A 21620-nucleotide genomic window follows, 5' to 3' on the forward strand; every position below is an offset into this window, starting at 1 on the left:
AGGAACCGTAACGGTTCAGAACATGTTCTGAGAAGCCGACACCATGCTGATGCGAATCTGGCATGAACGTTGTGGTGACCGGCACAACGATTAGGTGATGCGCAACGTAGCACGAATGGGGTAAGTTATCGATAACGGTTTCCATTACAGTTTGCGTCGAGTGACGAGAGCGAGGGCGGATGATCACGAATGGGGTGCTCCGGAAGGGGTACGCGGTAGCGACGGTCGGCGCGCTGGCTCTTGCTGTCACCGCCTGCGGTTCTGGGGATGCCGGTGAGGCCACCGATGACGGCGCCATCTCCGTCGTGGCCTCAACCGATGCATGGGGAAGCGTGCTCAAGGCGGTCGGCGGCGACAAGGTGTCGGTGACGTCGATCATCGACGCATCTGACGGCGATCCGCACTCCTACGAGAGCACCGCACGCGACGGTCTCGCGTTCGAGGAAGCGCGGTTGGTGCTCTACAACGGTGGCGGGTACGACGAGTTCGCCGCGCAGCTCGCGGAGCAGGCCACCGACGCGCCCGTGCTCAACGCCGTCGAGCTCTCCGGTCATGAGGCAGGGGAAGGCGGCCACGCCGACGAAGGCGGTCACGAGGATGAGACGCACGCCGACGAGGGTGGCCACGCCGACGAGGGCGGTCACGAGGGCGAGCCGCACGCCGACGAACACGGCCATGACCACAGCGGCCCCAACGAGCACGTCTGGTATGACTTCCACGTTGTCGAAGCCGTCGCCGATGCTGCCGCCGAAGCGCTCGGCGAGATCCGCCCCGCCGAGGCCGAGACCTTCACCGCCAACGCCGAGGAGTTCACCACGGCGTTGGAAGACATCGAGGAGAAGCTGGCGGCCATCGGCGAGGACAACCCCGACGCGAAGGTGCTCGCCACCGAGCCGGTGAGCCACTACTTGATCGAGGGCGCTGGCGTCACCGACGCGACGCCGGACGAGTACCGGGAAGCCATCGAGAACGAGACCGACGTCCCGGTCGCCGTACAGGACGAGGTGTTGCGCCTGGTCGAGGGCGGTGATCTCGCCGTCGTCATCAACAACCCACAGACGACGACGCCGGTGACGGAGCAGCTGGTCGAGGCCGCGAAGCAGGCCGACGTGCCGGTCGTTGACGTCACGGAGACCCTGCCGGACGGTAAAACCGACTACCTTGAGTGGGTCGAAGCAGAAGTGGACGCACTCGGAGCAGCAGTGAACCGATGACCGAACCGGCCATCCAACTCAGGGACGCGAGCCTGTCGTTTGGCCCGCGTGCCCTGTGGTCTGGCCTGAATCTCGACATCGCGCCGGGCGAGTTCCTCGCGGTGCTCGGCCCGAATGGTTCCGGCAAGTCCACACTGCTCTCGGTGCTGCTCGGGCAGCAACGGCTGTCGTCGGGCACCGTCCGCGTCGCGGCGCGGGACGCTGCGGTCCGGGGGGGTTCGCGGGGGGCTTGCCCCCCCGCGGGATGGGCTACATCCCGCAGCAGGGTGTCGTGGACTTCCCGCACACGTTGCGCGGCATCGACCTCGTTGGTCTCGGTCTCGATGGACATCGCTGGGGGCTTGGGTTTCGTGGCGCCGCCGAGCGCAGGCGCAGGGTCGCGGAGGCGATCGAGGCGGTCGGGGCCGAGTCGTTCGCGCACAGGCCGCTCGCGTTGCTCTCCGGCGGTGAGCAACAACGACTGCGGGTGGCGCAGGCCCTCGTCGGCGAGCCGGCCGTGTTGCTGTGTGACGAGCCGCTGCTGTCGCTCGACCACGTCAACCAGCGTGCGGTGAGCGACCTGATCGAACGACGACGGACCGAGGCGGGCACCACAGTCCTGTTTGTCACGCACGAGATCAATCCGATCTTGTCCTATGTGGATAGAGTGCTGTACTTAGTTGACGGCCGGTTCTCCATCGGCAGCACCGAAGAGGTGATGACCTCTGACACGCTGTCCACTCTGTACCGAACGGACGTCGACGTGGTGCGCATCGGCGGCCAGATCCACGTGACAGGGCCGCACAGCGCGGTTTGCGAGGACGACCCCCACCACCCTCACTCGGGGGCGCGCCCATGAAGGACTTCTTCAACATCGAACTGACGCTGCGGCTACTCGGCCTCGACTTCGTGCAGAACGCGTTGCTCGCGGCCGCTGTGCTCGGCGTCGTCGCTGGTGCGCTCGGGCCGCTAATCGTGATGCGGCGGATGGCATTCGCCGTGCACGGGACCGCTGAGCTGGCGTTCACCGGCGCGGCGGCGGCGCTGCTGCTGGGCATGAGCGTGGCTTACGGGGCGTTGGCTGGAGCGGTGGTCGCGGCGTTGCTGCTCGCGCTGCTCGGTGGCAAGGAGCGCGAACGCGACTCGGTCATCGGGGCGGTGTTGTCGTTCGGGCTCGGCGTCGGCGTGCTGCTGTTGTGGCTGTATCCCAGCCGAGCGCAGAACAAGTTCGGCTTGCTCGTCGGGCAGATCATCACGGTCGACTCGGCGAACCTGATGGTTTTCCTCGTGTCCGGTGCTGTCGTGCTCGGCGTGCTCGCCGTGGTCTATCGGCCGCTGCTGTTCGCCAGCGTCGATCCCGTTGTCGCGGCCGCGCGGGGTGTGCCGGTCAAATTGGTAACGCCGTTGTTCGCCGTGCTCATGGGCATCGCGACCGCGCTCGGTGTGCAGACCGTCGGTGTGCTGCTTGTGATCGCGCTACTGGTGACACCGGCCGCCGCCGCCTGCCGGGTCACCGCGTCGCCACTGCGGGCGACGGTGCTCGCGGTAATCTTCGCCGAAACCGCCGTGCTCGGCGGGATCGTGCTTTCGCTGGCCCCGGGTGCTCCGGTCAGCGCGTTCGTCACCACCATCGCGTTCACGATCTACGCGGTGTGCCGGGTGATCGAACGCCGCAGGCTGTCGACCACCCGCACCAGCGCGCGGGTTACTACAGAAACAGCAACAGCAACTGAAGCTCACCGATGATCGCCCCGATAATGCCACCGACGACGATCAGCTTCGGTTCTTCCTGCTTGAATGCGGGTCGCAGCAGGCTCTCGTACTCGTCGGCCGGCAGCGCTAGCATCCGACGCTCGATCATGCCCGCGACGTCCATGGCGCTCGTCAGGTAGCCGTTGGCGCTGCGCGCGGTGTCCGGGATCATCGGCATCGCCTTCAGCGCGGCAGCCCGGTGCAGTTGGCCGACCGCGACATTCCTGCCCGTCGCGGCGAGCAACGGCCGGAACGCGCGCGTCTGCTCGTTCACCGCATCCGCGACGACGTCTTCGATGAGCGACAACATCCGGTCGGCGCGGGGTCCACTGAGGACAGCCGTGAGCATGTTCGGCACCGTCAGGACTTCGTCCGCGATCAGCCGGGCATAACGGTGTGCCACATCGGCGCGCCTGCGGTGGAAGCTACCCCGCACCGGCCAGCCGAGGATCGAGACAGGCTCGCGCGGCCGGAACACCAGCGTGATCGCCAGCCAGTCGGTTAACAGACCGATCGCCGCGCCGAAGATCGGCATGACCAGCGGCTCCTTCGTCAACGCCCACACCACGGCCTGCGCGATGCCGATGACGAAGCCGAACCAGATGCCAGAGCGGGCGATGAACGTCAGTTCGGGCCGCGCCAGCTCGCGGACAATGCGGACGAGGCGGTCGTCGTCCTTGGTGAGCTGGGCGAGCGCGAACTGCTTGACGTCCACGACGGCGTCGATATTTTCCCGCAGCTCGGTGAGTGTTTGCGCGACGACGCGCGGTGTCGCCGCTTGCACCTGCTTGATCACCATGTCCTGCGCGAGCGGCGGCAGTGCCTCCCACATGGTCGGGTGATGCTCGGTGATGACGTCGCGGGCGATGGCATCCACCGCGTTCAGCAGCGGCTGCTCGATCTCGGCGTTGATGCGGTCGACGTCGATGCGATCTAGCACCTCGCGGGGGTCGATCAGCCGCGTGGTGAGCAGTTCCGCCGCGATGCCCGCGATGCGGCCGCGATGCTTCGGCACGACGCCCTGCCAGCCGAATGTGCGGTGCGCTGGGCGGAACATCATCTCGATGGCGACGCGCTTGGTTACGTAGCCGATAAGCGCGCCGATGACCGGGATCGCCGCGTAGAGCAGCCAGTTCTGGCTCAGCTCGGCAATCACCGGCACCTCCGCTTAATGCAGCATCAGCAGCACTTGCAGCTCGCCGACCAGCCCGCCGATGAGTGCGCCGACCGCGATCAGTTTCCACTCGTCCTGCCGGAAAGCCGGCCGCAGCAACTGCTCGAACTCGAATCGGTTCAGCTTGCGCATCCGCTCCACGATGGTGTTGCGGACGTCGAGCGCGCCTACAGCGTAGTCCTCGGCGTGGTGCACCGTGGCCGGGACGCGCTCCATCGCCTTCTGGGCGACGGTCGCCTTCATCTCCTGGAACTTGGTTGTCCCGACGGCGGCGACGACGAACGGCTTGATGATGCCAGCTTGCGCGTCGACGGTGCGCCGCACCTCCCGCTGAATGAGCTCGAACAGCCGGTCGGACTTCGGTCCGGTCAGCACCGCCTCGACGATGTTCGGCACGGTGATGACCTCGGCGGCGATCATGTCACCGTAGTCGGCGGCGACCTCGTCCCTGCGCTTCTGGAACACGCCCTGCCAGGTGAACACGCCGAAGAACTTTCTCGGCTCCCGCGGCAGGAAGATCATCTTCAGGGCGAGCCAGTCGGTCAGCCAGCCGATCATGAACCCGAAGATCGGCATGACAAGCGGTTCGTGCGTCAGCGTCCACACCGCGAGCTGCACCAGGCCAAGCGCGAATCCAAAGTAGATCCCGGAACGCGCGATGAAGCTCATCTCCGGCCGGGAGATGTCACGGATCAGCCGGTTCAGCAGCGCCTTGTCCCGGACAAGGTTCGTCACGACCATGTGCTTGAGGTCGAAGACGTCCTCGATGTTGTCCGAGACCTGCTTCATCAGCTTCGCGATGGCCTTCGGTGCCTGCGCCTGCACCCGCGCGAGCAACATCCGTTGCGCCCGCGTCGGCAGCATCTCCCACAGCTGCGGTTGGTACAGCTCCATGACCTCACGGGTCACCTCGTCGACCGCGTCGAGCAGGGGCCCTTCGATCTCCTTGGCGATCTGTTCCGGGTCGAGGCGGGCGAAGATCTCCCGGGTGTCGACGATGTTGCTGGTGAGCGTTTCCGTCGCGATGGCCGCCATGCGGTGCGCGTTCGCGGGAAGCACGCCCTGCCAGCCCAGGTACGGCTCAATGCCGACGAACTCGAGCGGGCGAAACATCATCTCGATCGCCACGCGCTTGGTGACGTAGCCGATCAAGGCCGCGATGAACGGGATGGAGACGTAGATCGGCCAGTTGGCGTGCACGTCGGCCACGATGGCGTCGATGTCCACCCAACCCTCCTTACCGATCTCGTGGGTCCACCAGCGAAAACGGTAGCCCGTGGCGCGGGCTCTTGACTGGCCGGGTGACACGGATCGTGTCGGGGGTTACGCGGGCTGCGCTGGGGTCTGGCCTTCGCGCCTCGTGCCCGCCCCGCGCCTTACGCCCCGCACCCGGTGCCGCTCCCCGCGCCCGAGATATTGATCACCTCTGCTCGCGTTGTTGCGAGAGTATGTCCGGTTCGCACTGTATGCCGAACAACAGCGCGAGTAGACGTGATCAACTGCGTTGAATGGCGCTTTTCCCGCGCTAGGCGCGGCGAAGGCGTCGTTCACCGCATCCCCGGAAACCCGAGCGAAGCGGATCAACCAGACATCGCCGTGATATGACTACGGGGCACTCACGGAAGGGGAGGCGACGTGACGCAGGAGATGGACATACCGCCGAGCGGGAACGAGGCGGTGCGGCCGACATCGGAGCCACCGCCAGGTGAGACGCCACCTGGGCGTGCGGCGGATGCCAAGAAAGTGCCATTCATTATCGCGGGTGCGGTGCTGCTCCTGCAGGCGTTGCTGACGGCCGGTTGGCAGGGTTATCTCTGGTATGACACCGGGTTGAGCCTCACCGGTGTTCCAGATGCGCTCCTCGAACCCCACGAGAACCCGGTCGAGTTCGCGGTACTCAACTCCACCAAGGCCGTGTTCGCGGTCGCGATGCTGGTGACAGCTCTGTGCCTGTTCGCCCGCCGCAGGGCGGCACGTAGTGCCGCTGTCCTGTTCGGCGCGCTGCTGTTGGTGGAGGGCGTTCGCGAGGCGTCCGGCGTGCTCTCTCCGGCGTATGAAGAATGGCTGCCAGCGGAATTGATGCCGTGGCTGCGGGCGTCGTGGGCGTTCGGCCTTGTGGTCGCGTTCGCCCTGTTCGGCCTGATGCTATGGGCGCGGGAGAACATCGATTCGCCGCGCCTTACGCGCTCGACGTATCGCGTCGGCGGGGTGCTGCTTGTCGTCTACGCGCTGCTCAGCGTCATCGCGTTCGTCGTGTCTCCAGCGGCTGACGACGTCATGGTGTTTCTGCGGATGATCGCGGACCCGCGCGCGTCCGGGCCGACGATGCTGTTCGGTGCGCCGTACTTCACCAGTGCGTTCGGCATCGTGGCCGCGCTCGTTCTCGGTGTGCTGGCGATGTCGCGCAAGCGGTCAGTACGCGGCGCCGTGCTCGTGCTGATGTCGACCGCTCTCTATCACGGCTTCGCGGGCCTGCTGTTTGGCCTGCGGGGCATGCCCTGGTCGGACGCCGACGTGGCGCTCCATCTGGCGAACCTGTTGCTCATGCCGCTGCTCGCGGCCGTCATTCTCGTGCTGTTCGCCAAGGACAGCGACAAGCGGGCCATGGCGGCCCGGACCGGAACGACGTCAGACGCGCCCCGCGGCCCTGCGCTTGCGGGCGACCTCGGCGAGCAGCACACCAGCGGCGACTGAGGCGTTCAGCGACTCCACGCCATGCGCCATCGGGATCGACACCGCTGAGTCGCAGGTCTCGCGCACCAGCCGCGACAGCCCCCTGCCCTCAGAGCCGAGGACGACGACCAGTGGCTCCGTCGCGAGTTCGAGGCCGTCGATGTCGGTGTCGCCGTCGGCGTCGAGCCCGACGATCATCAGCCCCTCCGACGCGAACGCCTTGAGTTGCCGGGTCAGGTTGGTCGCCACCGCGATCGGCAGCTGCGCGGCCGTGCCCGCGCTGGTCCGCCAGGTCACCGCTGTGACGCCCGCGCTGCGACGTTGCGGCAGCAGGACGCCGTGTGCGCCGAACGCGGCGGCGGAGCGGATGACGGCACCGAGGTTGCGCGGGTCGGTCACACCGTCCAGCGCGACGAGCATCGGCGGGTCCCCTGACTCGCGCGCTGCCCGCAGCAGCTCGTCCGGCTCGGCGTAGTCGAACGGTGGCACCTGGAGGCCGAGTCCCTGGTGGACGGCGTTGCGCGTCTTACGGTCCAGTTCGTCGCGGGGGATCTCCAGGATCGAGATGCCCTTGTCCGCGGCGATGCGCACCGCCTCTTTCACCCGGTCGTCAGCGTCGATGCCGATCGCGACGTAGAGCGCCTCGGCGGGCACGTCGGCACGCAACGCCTCGGCCACCGGATTGCGGCCCGCGATCAGCTCAGGCTGCTGCGCCTTCTTCTCTCGCTGCTTGGCCGACTGGTGACGGGCCTTCGACTTCGCGATCGCGCGCCGCTGCTTGGGATGTCCGGGGCGCATCTCAGCCCTCGGCGTCGGCCCCTTGCCTTCGAGGCCCTTCGACCGCTGGCCACCGGAGCCGGTGACGGCACCCTTCTTGGTGCCGGGCTTGCGGATCGCGCCCTTGCGCTTGGAGTTGCCTGCCATCAGTCGGATTTCACCTGCCAGGTCGGGCCGTCGGCGGTGTCCGCCACGGCGATTCCAGCGGCGGCCAGCCGGTCGCGCACGTCGTCCGCCGTGGCGAAGTCGCGTGCGGCCCGTGCCTGCTGCCGCTGCTCAAGCATGCCCTCGACCAGGGAGGCGAGCGCCTGCTGCGTGCCATTGTCCCCGCCGCGCTCCGCTTGCTCGGTCAGCGGGTCGATGCCGAGTACGCCCGTCATGCCGCGCACCGCCGCCGCGTGCTCCGCGACAAGTTTGTCGTCGCGGTCGTCCAGCGCGGTGTTGCCCTCGCGCACGGTGTTGTGGATAACCGCGAATGCCTGTGGAGTAGCCAGGTCGTCGTCAAGGGCCGCGGCGAACTCGGCGGGCACCTCGCCCGGTTCGACGTCCCCGACCTGTGACGTCGCCCGGCGCAGGAACTGTTCCACGCGCCGGTAGCCCTGTCGCGCCTCGGCGAGCGCCTCGTCGGAATACTCGATGGTGGAGCGGTAGTGCGGCTGGATCAGGTAGTAGCGCAGCTCCTGACCGGTGGCCTTCGCCAGCATCGCCGGGATCGAGACGACGTTGCCTAGCGACTTCGACATCTTCTCGCCCGACATCGTCACCCACGCGTTGTGCAGCCAGAACCGCGCGAAACCGTCGCCAGCCGCGCGCGACTGGGCGCGCTCGTTCTCGTGGTGCGGAAATACCAGGTCGACACCGCCGCCGTGGATGTCGAACTCCGAACCGAGATACGACGTCGCCATCGCGGAGCACTCCAGGTGCCAGCCCGGCCTGCCATCGCCCCACGGCGTCGGCCAGGACGGCTCGCCCGGTTTCGCGGCCTTCCACAGTGTGAAGTCGCGCGGATCCCGTTTGCCCTCCGCGCTCGTCTCGCCCTGTTGCACCTCGTCGGGGCGCTGGCCGGACAGTTTCCCGTAGTCCGGGAACGACTGGACGTCGAAGTAGACGTCGCCGCCGGAGACGTAGGCGTGGCCGGAGTCGATCAGCCGCCGCATCAACTCGACCATCTGCGTGACGTGCCCGGTCGCGCGTGGCAGCGCGGACGGTGGGAGGCAGCCGAGCGCGTCGTATGCGGCCTCGAACTCACGCTCGTGAGTGAAGGCCCATTCCCACCATGGCCTGCCCGCTTCGGCCGCCTTGGTGAGGATCTTGTCGTCGATGTCGGTGACGTTGCGGATGAACAGCACATCGAGGCCGTTGTGCATCAGCCAGCGGCGCAACACGTCGTAGTTCAGCGCGCCGCGGATGTGGCCGATGTGTGGAGTCCCCTGCACGGTCGCACCACAGACGTAGATCGAGGCCCGGCCGGGCGTGGCGGGCTCGAACGGACGGATGGTGCGGGTGGCGGTGTCGTGCAGGTGCAGAGTCACGCCGAAATGGTACGGGTTTGCGCTGATGGGCGAGTTGCTGGGCGGGTGGAGCGGCGAGTTGCGCCCTGTCCGGCGCGAGGCGCACCGTCACCCGTCGGGCAGCAGGAGCGCGGTCGCGATGGCGGCGATACCTTCGCCGCGTCCAGTGAGGCCGAGGCCGTCGGTCGTCGTGCCGGAGACGCTGACCGGCCCACCCAAGACGTCGGACAACAGCTCCTGCGCCTCGTCACGGCGTTTCCCTATCTTCGGCTGGTTGCCGATGACCTGCACCGACGCGTTGCCGAGCCGCCAGCCCGCCGCGTCGATCCGAGCGCGGACCTCGGCGAGCAACTCCGCGCCGTGAGCGCCGGACCAGCGCGGATCGCCGGTGCCGAACACCGAACCGAGATCACCGAGGCCCGCGGCGGACAGCACCGCGTCGCACAGCGCGTGCGCCGCGACGTCGCCGTCGGAGTGTCCGGCGCAGCCATCGGCGCCTTCCCACAACAACCCGGCGACCCAACACGGCCTACCCGCCTCGATGGGGTGGACGTCGACGCCCTGACCGACGCGCGGCGTCACGCTTCCTCCTTCGGCGCGAGGACTGCCTCGGCAATCGCGAGATCGAACGCCGTCGTGATCTTCATGCTATCGGGGTGACCTGTGACGGTAATCACTTTTTCGCCCAGCTGTTCGACCAGACCGGCGTCGTCGGTCGCCGCGTCGAGCCTGGCCGAGTAGGCGGCGCGCAGCACGGCGTCGGTGAACCCCTGCGGGGTCTGCACGGCACGGAGGGCACCGCGGTCCTGCGTCGCGGTGATCACCCCGGCGGCGTCGACCACCTTGACGGTGTCGGTAACCGGGAGCACCGGGACGGCGGCGGGAGCGCCGCTACGGACGGTGTCGACGACGGCGCGGATGATCGCACCCGGTGCGAACGCGCGTGCGGCGTCGTGCACCAGCACGACGTCGTACGCACCAGGTGGAACGGATTCAAGCGCGAGCCGGACCGACGAACTCCGGTCGTGGCCACCGACGACGACCTCGCAACGCTCCTCGAAAGGAGCGAGCTCTCGCACGAACTCGGCGTGGTAGTCGTGCGGCGCCGCGACGACGACCGCGTCGACTACCTCGGAGTCGAGCAGGCCGCTAACGGCACGTGCGAGCAGCGAGACGCCTCGGACCTCGACCAGCGCTTTTGGCACTGGCGAACCAAGCCGCTCACCCCTGCCAGCGGCAGGGACGATCGCGACGACCTTCAGTCGATCAGGCTGGAAACCTGGGCCGGGCAAGTGCCCTAGCCGTCGATTCCCTGAGTAGCGCCGGCGACACCGGCACCGATCCGCTCATCGCCCGCGACACCGTCACTGGCCCCGGCCGTCTTCTCCAGGACCTCGTCCAGCAAGGTCTCCGCCTTGCCTTCGTCGGTGCCTTCCGCGAGTGCGAGCTCGCTCACCAGTATTTGCCGGGCCTTCGCCAGCATCCGCTTCTCACCAGCGGAAAGGCCACGGTCCTTTTCTCGCCGCCAGAGGTCGCGCACCACTTCGGCCACCTTGTTCACATCGCCAGAGGCGAGCTTCTCCAGGTTGGCCTTGTACCGACGAGACCAGTTGGTTGGCTCCTCGGTGTGGGGAGTGCGCAGCACATCGAAGACGTGATTGAGGCCATCCTCGCTCACCACGTCACGAACCCCGACGATCTCGGCGTTGTCCGCGGGGACACGAACGGTGAGATCGCCCTGCGCGACCTTCAAGACGAGGTACTGCTTCTCCTCGCCTTTGATCACACGGGTCTCGATTGCTTCGATGAGTGCGGCACCGTGGTGCGGGTAGACGACGGTCTCTCCGACCTTGAAAACCATGTGTCCTCTGCCCCTTTCGCTGGCTCCATGCTAGCACGCGGCTAACCGGGGCCCCCACCGCCCCGGCGTCCGTCGTCGCAGGTCAGCGGCCTAATCATACGACGAAGGGGCTTGACAAAACAGTGGCATGCATGCTCATGCAGGTGGCGGCCTACCGCGTCCCGGTCAGCGGGCCGTCTACTGTGGATCGCTCAGGCCCCGTGACGCTCCCGCGTAGGCGGTTCGGGGGTGGTCACCGTCTTGGCCATACCGGACAGGCGTTAGGCTTTTGACGCACTCAGTCCGGCACAGGAAGGACACCGGAGCTCATGCGGCAGCAGAATGGTCGCTCGTTTGGTCGGCGTCTCGCGGTAGCGACGCTCGGAGTCGCGGCGGGCGCGCTCCTCGCGGGCTGCAGCGCGGGGCAGATCACCCAGACCGACACCCAGCTCGCCGCCGTCAACGGGGGTGGCGCCACCGCGGGGCAGTTGAGCGTCAACAACGCCGCGTTCGCCTATCCCGAAGACGACCAGCGCGTGTGGCTCGAGGGCTCCGACGTACCGCTGACCATGACGATCGTCAACAACGGCGAGTCGAGCGACGAGCTCAGCTCGATCAGCACGCCGATCTCGCGCGACGTCGTCATCGATGGCGACACGACGATCCGGGCGCACAAGGCGCTCACGATCGACGGTGGAACGGCTGAGGCGCCGAACCCGCCCGGCGGCGAGATCGCGGCCGGCGAGGTCGGTACCGCGACCGCGACCCTGCGAAACATCAACCGGGACCTGTTCCCCGGCCAGGTCGTGACGGTGACACTGACCTTCGCCGACGCGGGCACCGTCGATCTGCGGGTGCCGATCGAGTCGCCGGACGAGCCGCGCACCGCCGAGCCGCACAGCGAGTCCGACTCGGCGCACTGACCAACGACGGGAGACCTCGCACGGAGGTGGTCGGGTGTCCGTTGACGCGGCCTTCCGGCGCGAGTTCGGACGCTCGCCCGCCGGAACCTGGGCCGCTCCCGGCCGCGTCAACCTGATCGGCGAGCACACCGACTACAACGACGGCTACGTTCTGCCGATCGCGCTGTCGCATCACGTCAGCGTCACCGCTGCGCCCCGCGACGACCACATGCTGCGGCTGGTCTCTCACCAGGCAGATGGCCGAGGGGAACTCGCCATCGACGACCTCGCGCCCGGCAGGGTCACCGGCTGGGCCGCTTACCCCGCGGGCGTCGTCTGGGCGTCGCGGCAGCGGGGACACCATGTCGGTGGGCTTGACCTGCTGATCGACGGCGACGTCCCGCCGGGCGCGGGGCTCTCGTCGTCCGCCGCGCTGGAGTGCGCCACCGCGATGGCCGTCGCAGACCTCTACGACATCGACCTGGCAGGGCGTGAGCTCGCCGAACTCGCGCGACATGCGGAGAACGAGTTCGTCGGCGTTCCGTGCGGCGTGATGGACCAGGCCGCTTCGGTGCTTTGCACTGCTGGGCACGCGCTGCTGCTCGACACCAGGAGCATGGCCGCGACCCAGGTGCCGTTCGATCCAGCCGCCGACGACCTCGCGCTGCTTGTCATCGACACTCGTGCGCCACATCGGCTCGTGGACGGCGCCTACGCGGCGCGACGTCGTTCCTGCGAGCGCGCCGCCGCCACGCTGGGTGTCACCGCATTGCGGGACATCGACGTCGATGGCTTGGACGCGGTGCTCGCCGCGCTACCGACCGAGGAGCTGCGGGCGCGGACGCGCCACGTCGTCACGGAGAACGCCAGGGTGGAACACTTCGTCGAGCTGTTACGGGCGGGAAGGCTCGTTGAGGCGGGGCCGGTGTTGACGGCGTCGCATGTCTCACTGCGCGACGACTATGAGGTCACGTGCCCTGAGCTGGACACGGCGGTCGAGGCGACGCTCGCCGCGGGCGCGCTCGGTGCCCGGATGACCGGCGGCGGCTTTGGCGGATGCGCCATCGCGCTCCTCCCGGGCGCGCGGGTGCGGGCCTGCGTCACGGAGGTTCATCAGGCGTTCGAGCGGAGCGGTTTCGCTGAGCCCGCGGCGTTCACCGCGACGCCGTCGGATGGCGCTCGTCGCGTGCGGTGAGCGGTGCGTGGCGCCGATTCACGCGGTGGCGCTGACGGTCTGTCCAGCAGTGACGTCGCGATGCAGCTCAAGCATCGCCCGCGCGGTTTCGGCCCACTGAAAGCGCTCCGCGCGGCGCCGTGCGGCCCTACGGCGAACCCCGGGGTCGCGCGCCGCGAGCCGCGATACGGCGTCGGCGAGCGCCTCCGGTTCGGGTGCCCCATGCTCCCCGCAGTCGTCGTCGACGAGCTCCGGCCCGCCGCCGCGGTCGGCCGTTACGACCGGTGTTCCGCAGGCGAGTGCTTCGAGAATAGCCAGTCCGAACGTTTCGCCAGGGCATGCGGACACCGCGACGTCCGCCGATGCCAGGTACGCGGCGAGGGTCCCTCGGTCCGTGACATGGCCGTGGAAACGGACCGGTGCGCCCCGCCCGATGGCACGGAGCTCGTGCTCGTGGGGGCCGCTGCCGAAGACGTCCATGTGGACGGGCACACCGCGCTGATGCAGCGCGACCGCGGCGGCCACGGCCAAATGGGGGCTTTTCTCCCGTGACAATCGCCCGACATGAGCGAGTTTGAGTACGCCGTCGTCGGCGGGAGCGCCGCGCCGGGGATGGAAGACGTCCAGGTCGACGCCGAGCGGGACGCGGTGCACGGGAGTCGCGTGCGTGGGGAACTCCGCGGCGGCGAATCGTGAGGTCACGACGACGGCGTCGAAGCGCCTTGCCAACACTCGGTTAAGTACCGAAACGCCAGCCCCGATGCCGGACTGCCAGCCCGTTCGAAGCGACAACATGGCGTCGAGCCGCTCGTGTGAGAACAGCAGGCACCCGACGCCCGCCCGTCGCGCCCACCCAGTGACCGGAAGTAGCGTCGACTTGTCGGAGATCTCGATCGACGTAGGCCGGAAGCTGGCCAAGACCTCCAATACGCGCCATGGCTCCAGGATGAGGCGGTAGCCGCCGCCGACACGCGGCGCCCTGAGCTGGACCAGGGTGCCGACGGTGGTGCGTTCGACCAGGTCTCGGGAGCCCGGGGTAACGAGCAGCCGCGCGGCCCCGGACTCGACGTAGTGCCGCCCGAGCATCTCGACGGCGGTCTTCATGCCACCGGAGGATGGCCCGACGAAGTTGGCGAGTTGGGCGATCCGCGGGCCATCGGAACGAGACTGGTTCACGCGGCCAATCCGGTGGGACGCGGAAGCACGGCGACGTAGTGCTTGGCGACGAGGTCGTCGACCACGTGCCCCCATGTCCGCCCGGCGACCCGGGCGACGCCGCCCGTGGCGAGCCGAGACCGTAGCGCGTGATCGCGAGCGAGGAGTTCGACCGCGCGACGCAGTCCGTCGCGGTCGCTGGGGGCGTAGAGCAGGCCCGACTTGCCGTCGGCCACGAGATCGAGTGGGCCACCCATGGCTGGCGCCACGGTCGCGACCCCGCTGGCCTGCGCTTCCTGCACGGTCTGGCAGAACGTCTCATGTTCGCCGGTGTGCACGAAGACGTCGAGTGACGCGTACGCGGCGGCCAGTTCCTCGCCACGGAGCATCCCGAGGAACGCCGCTGCCGGTAGCGCGTCCCGCAGCGTCTCTCTTTCTGGGCCGTCGCCGACCACGACCACGCGAGTGCCGGGGATGCCCGCTAGCTCGGTAAGACGTCGCACTCGCTTCTCCATCGCCAGCCGACCGACGTATCCGATGAGCAGCTCACCGTTGGGTGCCAGCCGTCGTCGCAGTTCGTCGCTACGTCGATCGGGGCGGAACAGGTCCAGGTCGACGCCTCTGCCCCACAGCGCGACACGCGGTACTCCGGCGGCACGTAGTTGAGCCGCGGTGTGGCTCGATGGTGCGAGCGTGCGATCGGCCCTGCTGTGAATCCGCCGTATCCAGGCCCACACGGCGGTGTTGGCGCGGATCCGATATTGGCGGGCGAACCCGGCCAGGTCGGTCTGGAATACCGCGATCGTGGGCACGCCCAGCCGTCTGGCTACGCTAATCCCGGCCGCGCCGAGCACGGCCGGGGACGCCAGGTGCACCACGTCGGGCGCGAACCGCGCGAGGACGTCGGTGATCACACGTCGGTGCGGTAGTGCCACCGGAAAGCTCGCGTAGCGGGGTAGCGGGACGCTGCGCAGTCGTATAACACGGGCCCCGTGGTACGACGTGTCGCCGGGGCCGGGAGCGATGACGAGCGTCTCGTGCCCGGCGGCGGTCAGTTCCTCGACCAGGTGCCGGACGGTGTTGGCGACGCCATTCACCTGCGGCAGGAACGACTCGGCCACGATCGCGATGCGCACGCCGTCAACGTGGCAGTCGTGAGTGAACGCGCGACGAGCCGCGGGTTGCGCGTTGACGCCAACTAGCTGACGAAGTGCCGCCGGACGTCAGGGCCCGGTTTGTCGTCACTTGGCTGTCACGCGACGTCCGCGTCATGAGCGGTCTCTCGTCACCACCCGGTGCTGGGATGAACTTCCATGGACGAACGCATCTGTGTGATCGGAACCGGCTACCTAGGAGCCACGCACGCGGCGTGTATGGCCGAGCTCGGCTTCGAGGTCCTCGGCGTCGACGTCGACGAACGCAAGGTCGCCATGCTCTCCGAAGGGATCGTCCCGTTCGCCGAGCCGGGCTTGGACGACCTGGTCTCGCGGCACGTACGTCACGGCGGGCTGCGGTTCACCACATCGCTCGCCGAGGCGGCCGAGTTCGCGACGGTGCATTTCGTCTGCGTCGGCACCCCGCAGGCTCGTGACGGCCATGGCGCCGATCTCGGTGCGGTGTTCTCCGTGGTGGAGGGGCTGGCACCCCTGCTGTCCCAGGACTGCCTGATCGTGGGCAAGTCAACCGTGCCCGCTGGCACGGCGGCACGACTGACCGAGCGGCTCGCCGCGTTGACGCCCTCGGGTGTCGACGCGGAGGTCGCCTGGAACCCGGAGTTCCTCCGCGAAGGACACGCCATCGAAGACACCGTGCGCCCCGACCGGCTGGTACTGGGGGTGGCCTCCGCGGAGGCGGAGAAGATCCTGCGGCAGCTCTACCGCCAACCCATCCGCGAGGGCGTGCCGGTCGTGGTGACCGACGTGCCGACGGCGGAGCTGAGCAAGCTGGCGGCGAACGCGTTCCTCGCCACCAAGATCTCCTTCATCAACGCGATGGCCGAGATGAGTGACCTCGTCGGTGCCGATGTCGTCAGCCTCGCCGACGTCTTGGGTTACGACGACCGGATCGGGCGACGTGGCCTCAGCGCGGGTATCGGTTTTGGCGGTGGTTGCCTGCCCAAGGACATCCGGGCGCTGACCGCACAGGCTGAGGAACTCGGCGCGGGCGCGGGCGAACTCTTGTCAGCCGTCGACGTCGCCAACCTTCGTATGCGCGAGCGGGTCGTCGAGCTTGCCGTCGAGGCGTGCGACTCCGACCCGCGTGGCCGCCAGGTCGCGGTGCTCGGGGCAGCGTTCAAGCCGTTGTCCGACGACGTGCGGGACTCACCGGCACTGCACGTCGCGACCACCCTGCGCGGGCTGGGTGCGCGCGTGCGGGTGTTCGACCCGGTCGCGAACGACAGCGCGAGCCGGGTCGCCCCGGCGCTGGACTACGTGGATAGCGCACGGGCGGCCGTGACCGGTGCTGATCTGGTCCTGCACCTCACCGAGTGGCCGGAGTTCCGCACCCTCGACCCGTTGACGCTGGGCTCGGCGGTGAACCGTCGTCGCATCGTGGACGGCCGCAACGGCCTTGACCCCGACCGGTGGCGACTGGCCGGCTGGAGCTACCGCGCGCTTGGTCGTCCTTGACGCTGTCGCGATCGGGCGCGGACTCGCACGATGCGCTACTGGATCGGCTGGGTGGCGAGCTTGCGCGCCAGCCGTTCCGGCTTCGGCCACCGCACGTGGGAGACCCAGTGCAGCTTCTCGAAGAGCCAGATGACCCTGGCCGAGATATCGATCTGGCCGCGTCGCACGCCGTGACGCGCGCCGGTGGGGTCGGCGTGGTGGGAGTTGTGCCACGACTCGCCGAACGACAGCACGGCGAGCGGCCAGAAGTTGGCCGACTTGTCGCGGGACGCGAACGGGCGGTCCCCGATCATGTGGCAGATCGAGTTCACCGACCACGTGACGTGGTGTAGCGCCGCGACCCGGACCAGGCTGGCCCAGAAAAACGCGGTCAGCGCACCCCACCAGGACAGCGAGATCAGCCCGCCGAGCAGGGCGGGCAACAGTAGGGTCGCGGCGGTCAGCAGCGGGAACAGCCGGTCGACGACACGGATGGCTCGGTCCTTGAGTAGGTCGGGCGCGAACCGCTTGGCGTTCGTCCGGTCGCGCTGGAACAACCAACCCATATGGGCGTACCAGAAGCCCTTGGCGAGTGCCTTGGCCGATGTGCCGAAGCGCCACGGCGAGTGGGGGTCGCCTTCGCGATCGGCGTAGGCGTGGTGGCGACGGTGATCGGCCACCCAACCGATGACCGGTCCCTGCATGGCCATGCTGCCTGCCACGGCGAGGGCGACCCGCAGGCCGCGCTTGGCTTTGAAAGCCCCGTGAGTGAAGTACCGGTGGAAGCCGACGGTCACGCCGAGGCCGGTGACGACGTAGAACGACGCGGCAAGAGCGATATCGGTCCAGCTGAGGCCCCAGCCCCACGCGATGGGTATCGCGGCGATCAGGGCGAGTAGGGGGACGACGGCGAACACCTTGACGAGGAACGTCTCGGTGCCGGACTTCTTGCCGTCGAGCATCGGTTCGGCGCGCTTGTCGCGCGCGGATTCACTGCGAGACCGTTCGAGTGTTGAAAAAGACATGATGCTACCTCCTGGTAGCGGGTCGTGATTGCCACCCGAGGTAGGTGAGCCGCTGGGTTTGTCGGATTGGCGGCGGAACCGCCATGCCCGCGTGGTACCCACGCGGGCACGGCGCTAATCGTGGCGCGAGGGCCAGATCAGAGCACTCGCACGCCACTGGCCTGCGGGCCCTTGTTGCCCTGTGTGAGCTCGAACTCGACGCGCTGGTTCTCCTCGAGGCTACGGAAGCCGTGGCCGTCGATCTCGGAGTAGTGCACGAAGACGTCAGGGCCATCCTCGCGAGCGATGAAGCCGAAGCCCTTTTCAGCGTTGAACCACTTCACGGTTCCTTGTGTCATTCCTTGTTCTCCTTATGAGGGATGTATGCCGGGTCGCACTGCGCGGCCCCGCGTGGCCGGGTTGATCAGACGGCGACTTCTCGGCTTGCCCTGCAAGGAGAGGAGCGACGCCCGCACCAAGTTCCTGCGCGAGCGTGCTTGGAACACGAACACTTCAAAACTTCGACCTAACCACACAACGAGCCCCGGAGCGGATTTGTTCCCGCCGCTGGGCTCGCCACGCCGTCGCACGGTGTTGTGTGCGATGTCGGTGATCCGGAGTTGGTCGTGGTCGCGCAGACACGAACGGGTATGGGGCGGCCCCCGAGCGTTTCCCGCTGTGACAGCGGAATCGGCTGGACGAACACCGATGCTCGGGGGCCGGGTGGCCGCCTGGAATTGGCGACGTGGTTCGCGTTGGTCCCAGCGTCAGCCGGCGACCACCTCACGCGTCCGATAGCCAATCATGTATCGGATCACCTCCTTTCCCGTGTACGGCAACCATACGTGCGGCTCGCGTATGTCGAGAACTCATTTTTGACGAGTTGCCGCTCGGTGTTGCGCACGCGTGGGAGGGCTCGCCGTGGGCTGTCCCGCAATCTGATCGGGAGGGTGATACCCGTGCTGAGTTCGCTCAACTGGCAGTGATGGTGATCAGTGTTTCGAGCCCGACGAAGTCGGAGGGGTTGCGGGTGAGCAGTGGCCAGCCGTGAGCGCCAGCGATGGCGGCGATCTGCAGGTCGGCGAGTCGGCGGGGCTGGCGACCGTGGGCTCGAACGCGTGCGAAGACGTGGCCGTAGAACCGTGCTGCCGCTGCGTCGAAAGGGAGTGGGACGAAGCTGCTCTCCACCCATTGCAGGCGGCGAAGCCTGGCCGCTTGGTCATCAGCGGTCTTGGCCGCTGCGACTCCGGCGGACAGTTCGGCGAGGGTGATCGCGCTCAGATACAGCGCGCCGTCCGGGAGGGAGTACGGGTCGAGCCCGTCGCCGAGATCGATGACGACGTTCGTGTCCAGCAGGACGGAAGAGAGCGGTTCACTCATCGACGACGACATCACTGTCGACGTACGCGTCGAGATCGTCACTCGTTGCCTGCATCGGTATGCCGGGTGCCATGTGCGGTTATACCGAGTTATACTGTCCGTATGAAGACGGCGATCTCGGTCCCTGAGGCCACCTACGAGAAGGTCGAGCAGCGCTTGGCCTCCATGGGTGTCAGCCGATCGGAGTTCTACTCTCGCGCAGCGACCCGCTACCTCGACGAACTGGAGGAGCAGGAGCTTCCTGGGCAGATCAACGAGGCTCTCGCACTTGCCGAGCAGGACGATAGCAATGCCGCCGCTGCGGAAGTCGGGCGTCGGCGGATTGCGGACCTGTCGGGTGACTGGTGATCCGCCGTGGAGGGGTCTACTGGGTCGATCTTGGCGAAGCCGTCGGTAGCCGGCCGGCCAAGGAACGACCCGTTCTGCTGGTCCAGGCCGATCCCTACAACTCCAGTGACCTCGCCACGGCGATAGCGGCGGTGTTGACCTCGAACACGGCCCTTTCGGCGATGCCAGGCAACGTGTTCGTCCCGGCCGTCGCGAGCGGGCTCCCGAAAGACTCGGTCGTCAACGTCACGGCCCTGGTCACGGTGAACAAGGCCGAGCTCACCGGGCCGGTCGGTCAGCTACCGACCAGCCTGCTGGAACAGGTGGAGCGCGGGCTCGTCCAGGTACTCGGACTGCACTGAGCAGATCCTGCGCTTGCCCCAGGTCAACTCTGCGCTGACAAGGGACTCGAACCCTTGACCTACGGTTTACAAGGGCGTGCGACAAGCGTGACCAGGGCCTCTACCAGGCACTTTCGTCACGCAGATGGCCTCTGGAGTCCCAGATTTCACTCTGAGTATCCCGGTTTCCGTGCTACGGACCGTGCCACGGCTTCCGTGACCGGGCTCGTCGGACAAGAATCTCGGCCTTGGCCGCGGTGGTGAGTGCGACGCCGTATTCGACGTCGCTTTTGGCTGCGAAGAGCTCGCGCAATGCCTCTCGGCGGCGGCTGCTTGATCGCGCTTGGCCATGGCGGTCTTGAGTTCCTTCGCCGCTGTGGGTGATCCTTGCCCTCGCTGGTCGCGCCGGTGAGTGCGGTGACGATGGCGTCTTTGGCGCTGATGCCAGCATGGATGCCGGCGTGGATCGCATCGCCAGCGGCGGGTGTGTTGCGACCGGCGGCGAGGTTGTCCTCGGCTGAGGCCAGGTACTCCTCGGTCTTCTTCAGGAATGCCTTGGCGTGGTTACGCTGCTCGGCAGTCGCCATCAAGCGTCTCCTGTCCTCATCGGGGGCTTTGTCCCTACCAGTGCCACGCCGTCGCGGAGGATGTCGCTGACGACTGGCGCGCCATCATGGGCGAGTCTTGTGAACTCGGCTTCGGTGAAGACGAGGACATCGCAGTCGTTGCCCAGTCGCGTGCGAACCACGTCCTCCAACCCGCTTCGTCCGTCCCACTCGGGTGAGGCGATGACGGCGAGGTCGAGATCACTTCTGGCTGAGGCTTCGCCGCGAGCGATCGACCCGAAGAGAATCACAGTGTGCACGGTGGAGTCGATGGCTTCGCCAATGGCAGCTTTCAGAGCCGCAATGGGGTCGAGGAGGGCGCGTAAGGGCGCCACTGCGGCGTGGTCTTCGTTGACCGTGTGGACGCCAGCGCGACCGATCGTCTGGGACGTCACCAGTCCCAGTTGCCGCAGAGCTTTCAACGTTTCCTGGATAGACCACAGGCTGTAGTCGTCGCTGACCATGCTGTGGATCCGTCGCCCCGTGAGTGGCTCGCCGGTCCGCAACAAGATCGAGAGCACCGCGCCACGCGGGCCGGGGATGATCCCACCGAAAGGTTCGCCGAAGTGCATGTGACTACTGTACCAGTCATGTGACTGCATTCACAGTCATATGACTGGTGGGGTCATGGATTGCGGCAGCACCTCGGCGGGCGGTGCACTGGTGGCCGCGCACTGATCGTTAGTCCGCGCCGTTACACCCATGTTCCGATGGAGGTTCTCTAACCTGGTAAAACTCGCTCCGAGTGTCGGCGGCGCGGTCCACAGTGGACGAAAATGTGCCAATCTTGTGCCATGCTTGATCTTGAAGGGCCTTACTGTCGCCACATCAACAGGAATTGCCCCAGGTCAAACCTTGGGCCGACAAGGGGACTCGAACCCCTGACCTACGGTTTACGAGGGTGTGCGACAGCGTTGACCGAAACACCAAAACACAAGTGAGCTCACGGTGTCTTAGAGAAGCGCCTGATCGTCGGCTCGGTGGTCATCGATGGCGCCACGACCGCTCGCCACAGGCGGTCGGGTCACGCGTTTCAGGAGTTCGAGCCTTTCCCACGCTGCGGATTCCTACCCTGAACTTCGGAAACGGCGGCTACCAACCCGCAAAGCCGCTACAGAAGCTATCCATTGTGGACGAAATGGGTCGTGTCGAAGACCTCGACCTCGACTCGGGGCGCGGGCGCCTGACGACTGGGGCTGGGCC

Annotated in this window: 21 protein-coding genes and 2 pseudogenes; 9 read left to right on the top strand and 14 right to left on the bottom strand. The window is 67.4% G+C overall.

Annotation, left to right across the window (positions count from 1 at the left end; all coding sequences use genetic code 11):
• Positions 1–179 precede the first annotated feature (179 nt).
• The 3 genes and pseudogenes from ACFQGD_RS04160 to ACFQGD_RS04170 all read left to right on the top strand — a co-directional run bounded on the left by ACFQGD_RS04160 (position 180) and on the right by ACFQGD_RS04170 (position 2939).
• A complete protein-coding gene (locus tag ACFQGD_RS04160) occupies positions 180–1214 on the top strand; it encodes a metal ABC transporter solute-binding protein, Zn/Mn family (RefSeq protein WP_345399792.1) in 1035 nt (344 codons plus the stop codon).
• Positions 1211–2052, top strand: a pseudogene (locus ACFQGD_RS04165) (metal ABC transporter ATP-binding protein). The gene ACFQGD_RS04160 and the pseudogene ACFQGD_RS04165 overlap by 4 nt, the downstream one beginning before the upstream one ends.
• A complete protein-coding gene (locus ACFQGD_RS04170) occupies positions 2049–2939 on the top strand; it encodes a metal ABC transporter permease (protein ID WP_345399798.1) in 891 nt (296 codons plus the stop codon). Before ACFQGD_RS04165 ends, ACFQGD_RS04170 begins: the two are co-directional and overlap by 4 nt.
• Here ACFQGD_RS04170 and ACFQGD_RS04175 read toward each other — a convergent pair.
• Together ACFQGD_RS04175 and ACFQGD_RS04180 are read right to left on the bottom strand one after the other, a co-directional pair.
• Complete coding sequence (locus tag ACFQGD_RS04175; protein WP_345399801.1) at positions 2902–4101, bottom strand: DUF445 domain-containing protein; 1200 nt, start codon at positions 4099–4101, stop codon at positions 2902–2904. The genes ACFQGD_RS04170 and ACFQGD_RS04175 overlap by 38 nt on opposite strands.
• A gap of 12 nt (positions 4102–4113) precedes the next feature.
• Entirely contained in the window at positions 4114–5340 is a 1227-nt protein-coding gene (locus ACFQGD_RS04180; protein ID WP_390183597.1) for a DUF445 domain-containing protein, read from the bottom strand.
• A gap of 414 nt (positions 5341–5754) precedes the next feature.
• Here ACFQGD_RS04180 and ACFQGD_RS04185 point away from each other — a divergent pair, with 414 nt between their 5' ends.
• Positions 5755–6813 (top strand): hypothetical protein, encoded by a 1059-nt coding sequence (locus ACFQGD_RS04185; protein ID WP_345399807.1) that lies wholly within the window; start codon positions 5755–5757, stop codon positions 6811–6813.
• Here the strand turns inward: ACFQGD_RS04185 and rlmB are convergent.
• The 5 genes and pseudogenes from rlmB to ACFQGD_RS04210 form a co-directional block, all read right to left on the bottom strand.
• Positions 6748–7716 carry a 23S rRNA (guanosine(2251)-2'-O)-methyltransferase RlmB gene (gene rlmB / locus ACFQGD_RS04190; RefSeq protein ID WP_345399810.1) on the bottom strand — a complete coding sequence of 323 codons (969 nt, stop codon included), beginning with the start codon at positions 7714–7716 and terminating at the stop codon, positions 6748–6750. The genes ACFQGD_RS04185 and rlmB overlap by 66 nt on opposite strands.
• Positions 7716–9101 carry a cysteine--tRNA ligase gene (gene cysS, locus ACFQGD_RS04195; protein WP_345399813.1) on the bottom strand — a complete coding sequence of 462 codons (1386 nt, stop codon included), beginning with the start codon at positions 9099–9101 and terminating at the stop codon, positions 7716–7718. The genes rlmB and cysS overlap by 1 nt, the downstream gene beginning before the upstream one ends.
• Positions 9102–9188: 87 nt before the next feature.
• Positions 9189–9662, bottom strand: a complete 474-nt coding sequence (gene ispF / locus ACFQGD_RS04200; RefSeq protein WP_345399816.1) for a 2-C-methyl-D-erythritol 2,4-cyclodiphosphate synthase — start codon at positions 9660–9662, stop codon at positions 9189–9191.
• The gene (gene ispD, locus ACFQGD_RS04205; protein WP_345399856.1) at positions 9659–10342 is read right to left on the bottom strand and encodes a 2-C-methyl-D-erythritol 4-phosphate cytidylyltransferase; all 684 of its coding nucleotides are present in this window, start codon (positions 10340–10342) and stop codon (positions 9659–9661) included. Before ispD ends, ispF begins: the two co-directional genes overlap by 4 nt.
• A 125-nt stretch (positions 10343–10467) precedes the next feature.
• Positions 10468–10941: pseudogene (locus ACFQGD_RS04210) on the bottom strand (CarD family transcriptional regulator); the annotation flags it as partial.
• Positions 10942–11249: 308 nt separating this feature from the next.
• Here ACFQGD_RS04210 and ACFQGD_RS04215 point away from each other — a divergent pair.
• A complete protein-coding gene (locus tag ACFQGD_RS04215; RefSeq protein ID WP_345399819.1) occupies positions 11250–11843 on the top strand; it encodes a copper chaperone PCu(A)C in 594 nt (197 codons plus the stop codon).
• A gap of 34 nt (positions 11844–11877) precedes the next feature.
• Positions 11878–13017: a galactokinase gene (galK, locus tag ACFQGD_RS04220; RefSeq protein WP_345399822.1), complete on the top strand. Its 1140-nt coding sequence runs from the start codon at positions 11878–11880 to the stop codon at positions 13015–13017.
• 18 nt (positions 13018–13035) lie between these two features.
• Here galK and ACFQGD_RS04225 read toward each other — a convergent pair whose 3' ends face one another.
• Together ACFQGD_RS04225 and ACFQGD_RS04230 are read right to left on the bottom strand one after the other, a co-directional pair.
• The gene (locus ACFQGD_RS04225) at positions 13036–14172 is read right to left on the bottom strand and encodes a glycosyltransferase (RefSeq protein ID WP_345399825.1); all 1137 of its coding nucleotides are present in this window, start codon (positions 14170–14172) and stop codon (positions 13036–13038) included.
• Positions 14169–15287: a glycosyltransferase family 4 protein gene (locus ACFQGD_RS04230; protein ID WP_345399828.1), complete on the bottom strand. Its 1119-nt coding sequence runs from the start codon at positions 15285–15287 to the stop codon at positions 14169–14171. The genes ACFQGD_RS04225 and ACFQGD_RS04230 overlap by 4 nt, the downstream gene beginning before the upstream one ends.
• Positions 15288–15464: 177 nt before the next feature.
• On the opposite strand from ACFQGD_RS04230, the gene ACFQGD_RS04235 reads away from it, so the two are divergent.
• A complete protein-coding gene (locus ACFQGD_RS04235) occupies positions 15465–16781 on the top strand; it encodes a UDP-glucose dehydrogenase family protein (protein WP_345399831.1) in 1317 nt (438 codons plus the stop codon).
• 35 nt (positions 16782–16816) lie between these two features.
• On the opposite strand, the gene ACFQGD_RS04240 is transcribed toward ACFQGD_RS04235, so the two are convergent.
• The 3 genes from ACFQGD_RS04240 to ACFQGD_RS04250 all read right to left on the bottom strand — a co-directional run bounded on the left by ACFQGD_RS04240 (position 16817) and on the right by ACFQGD_RS04250 (position 19144).
• Positions 16817–17722, bottom strand: a complete 906-nt coding sequence (locus tag ACFQGD_RS04240) for an acyl-CoA desaturase (protein ID WP_345399858.1) — start codon at positions 17720–17722, stop codon at positions 16817–16819.
• A gap of 200 nt (positions 17723–17922) precedes the next feature.
• Complete coding sequence (locus ACFQGD_RS04245; RefSeq protein ID WP_345399834.1) at positions 17923–18123, bottom strand: cold-shock protein; 201 nt, start codon at positions 18121–18123, stop codon at positions 17923–17925.
• A 613-nt stretch (positions 18124–18736) separates the two neighbouring features.
• Positions 18737–19144 (bottom strand): type II toxin-antitoxin system VapC family toxin, encoded by a 408-nt coding sequence (locus tag ACFQGD_RS04250; protein ID WP_345399837.1) that lies wholly within the window; start codon positions 19142–19144, stop codon positions 18737–18739.
• Between the two features lie 102 nt (positions 19145–19246).
• Here ACFQGD_RS04250 and ACFQGD_RS04255 point away from each other — a divergent pair, with 102 nt between their 5' ends.
• Both ACFQGD_RS04255 and ACFQGD_RS04260 read left to right on the top strand, forming a co-directional pair.
• A complete protein-coding gene (locus ACFQGD_RS04255) occupies positions 19247–19492 on the top strand; it encodes a CopG family transcriptional regulator (RefSeq protein WP_345399840.1) in 246 nt (81 codons plus the stop codon).
• Positions 19489–19833, top strand: coding sequence for a type II toxin-antitoxin system PemK/MazF family toxin (locus ACFQGD_RS04260; protein ID WP_345399843.1), 345 nt, complete (start codon positions 19489–19491; stop codon positions 19831–19833). The genes ACFQGD_RS04255 and ACFQGD_RS04260 overlap by 4 nt, the downstream gene beginning before the upstream one ends.
• A 146-nt stretch (positions 19834–19979) precedes the next feature.
• On the opposite strand, the gene ACFQGD_RS04265 is transcribed toward ACFQGD_RS04260, so the two are convergent.
• Together ACFQGD_RS04265 and ACFQGD_RS04270 are read right to left on the bottom strand one after the other, a co-directional pair.
• Entirely contained in the window at positions 19980–20399 is a 420-nt protein-coding gene (locus ACFQGD_RS04265) for a hypothetical protein (RefSeq protein WP_345399846.1), read from the bottom strand.
• Positions 20399–20989 (bottom strand): nucleotidyltransferase domain-containing protein, encoded by a 591-nt coding sequence (locus ACFQGD_RS04270; protein WP_345399849.1) that lies wholly within the window; start codon positions 20987–20989, stop codon positions 20399–20401. Before ACFQGD_RS04270 ends, ACFQGD_RS04265 begins: the two co-directional genes overlap by 1 nt.
• Between the last annotated feature and the right edge of the window lie 631 nt (positions 20990–21620).

Origin of the sequence: Haloechinothrix salitolerans (assembly GCF_042662605.1) — a bacterium.
GTDB classification, from domain to species: Bacteria; Actinomycetota; Actinomycetes; order Mycobacteriales; family Pseudonocardiaceae; genus Haloechinothrix_A; species Haloechinothrix_A salitolerans.

Excerpts from the sequence above, each read along its gene's own strand:
- ACFQGD_RS04235 (WP_345399831.1), top strand. The coding sequence starts at position 15,465 with ATGGACGAACGCATCTGTGTGATCGGAACCGGCTACCTAGGAGCCACG.
- rlmB (WP_345399810.1), bottom strand. The coding sequence starts at position 7,716 with ATGGCAGGCAACTCCAAGCGCAAGGGCGCGATCCGCAAGCCCGGCACC.
- ACFQGD_RS04240 (WP_345399858.1), bottom strand. The coding sequence starts at position 17,722 with ATGCTCGACGGCAAGAAGTCCGGCACCGAGACGTTCCTCGTCAAGGTG.
- ACFQGD_RS04255 (WP_345399840.1), top strand. The coding sequence starts at position 19,247 with ATGAAGACGGCGATCTCGGTCCCTGAGGCCACCTACGAGAAGGTCGAG.
- ACFQGD_RS04160 (WP_345399792.1), top strand. The coding sequence starts at position 180 with ATGATCACGAATGGGGTGCTCCGGAAGGGGTACGCGGTAGCGACGGTC.
- ACFQGD_RS04215 (WP_345399819.1), top strand. The coding sequence starts at position 11,250 with ATGCGGCAGCAGAATGGTCGCTCGTTTGGTCGGCGTCTCGCGGTAGCG.
- ACFQGD_RS04270 (WP_345399849.1), bottom strand. The coding sequence starts at position 20,989 with ATGCACTTCGGCGAACCTTTCGGTGGGATCATCCCCGGCCCGCGTGGC.
- ACFQGD_RS04265 (WP_345399846.1), bottom strand. The coding sequence starts at position 20,399 with ATGGCGACTGCCGAGCAGCGTAACCACGCCAAGGCATTCCTGAAGAAG.
- ACFQGD_RS04245 (WP_345399834.1), bottom strand. The coding sequence starts at position 18,123 with ATGACACAAGGAACCGTGAAGTGGTTCAACGCTGAAAAGGGCTTCGGC.
- ACFQGD_RS04250 (WP_345399837.1), bottom strand. The coding sequence starts at position 19,144 with ATGAGTGAACCGCTCTCTTCCGTCCTGCTGGACACGAACGTCGTCATC.
- ACFQGD_RS04170 (WP_345399798.1), top strand. The coding sequence starts at position 2,049 with ATGAAGGACTTCTTCAACATCGAACTGACGCTGCGGCTACTCGGCCTC.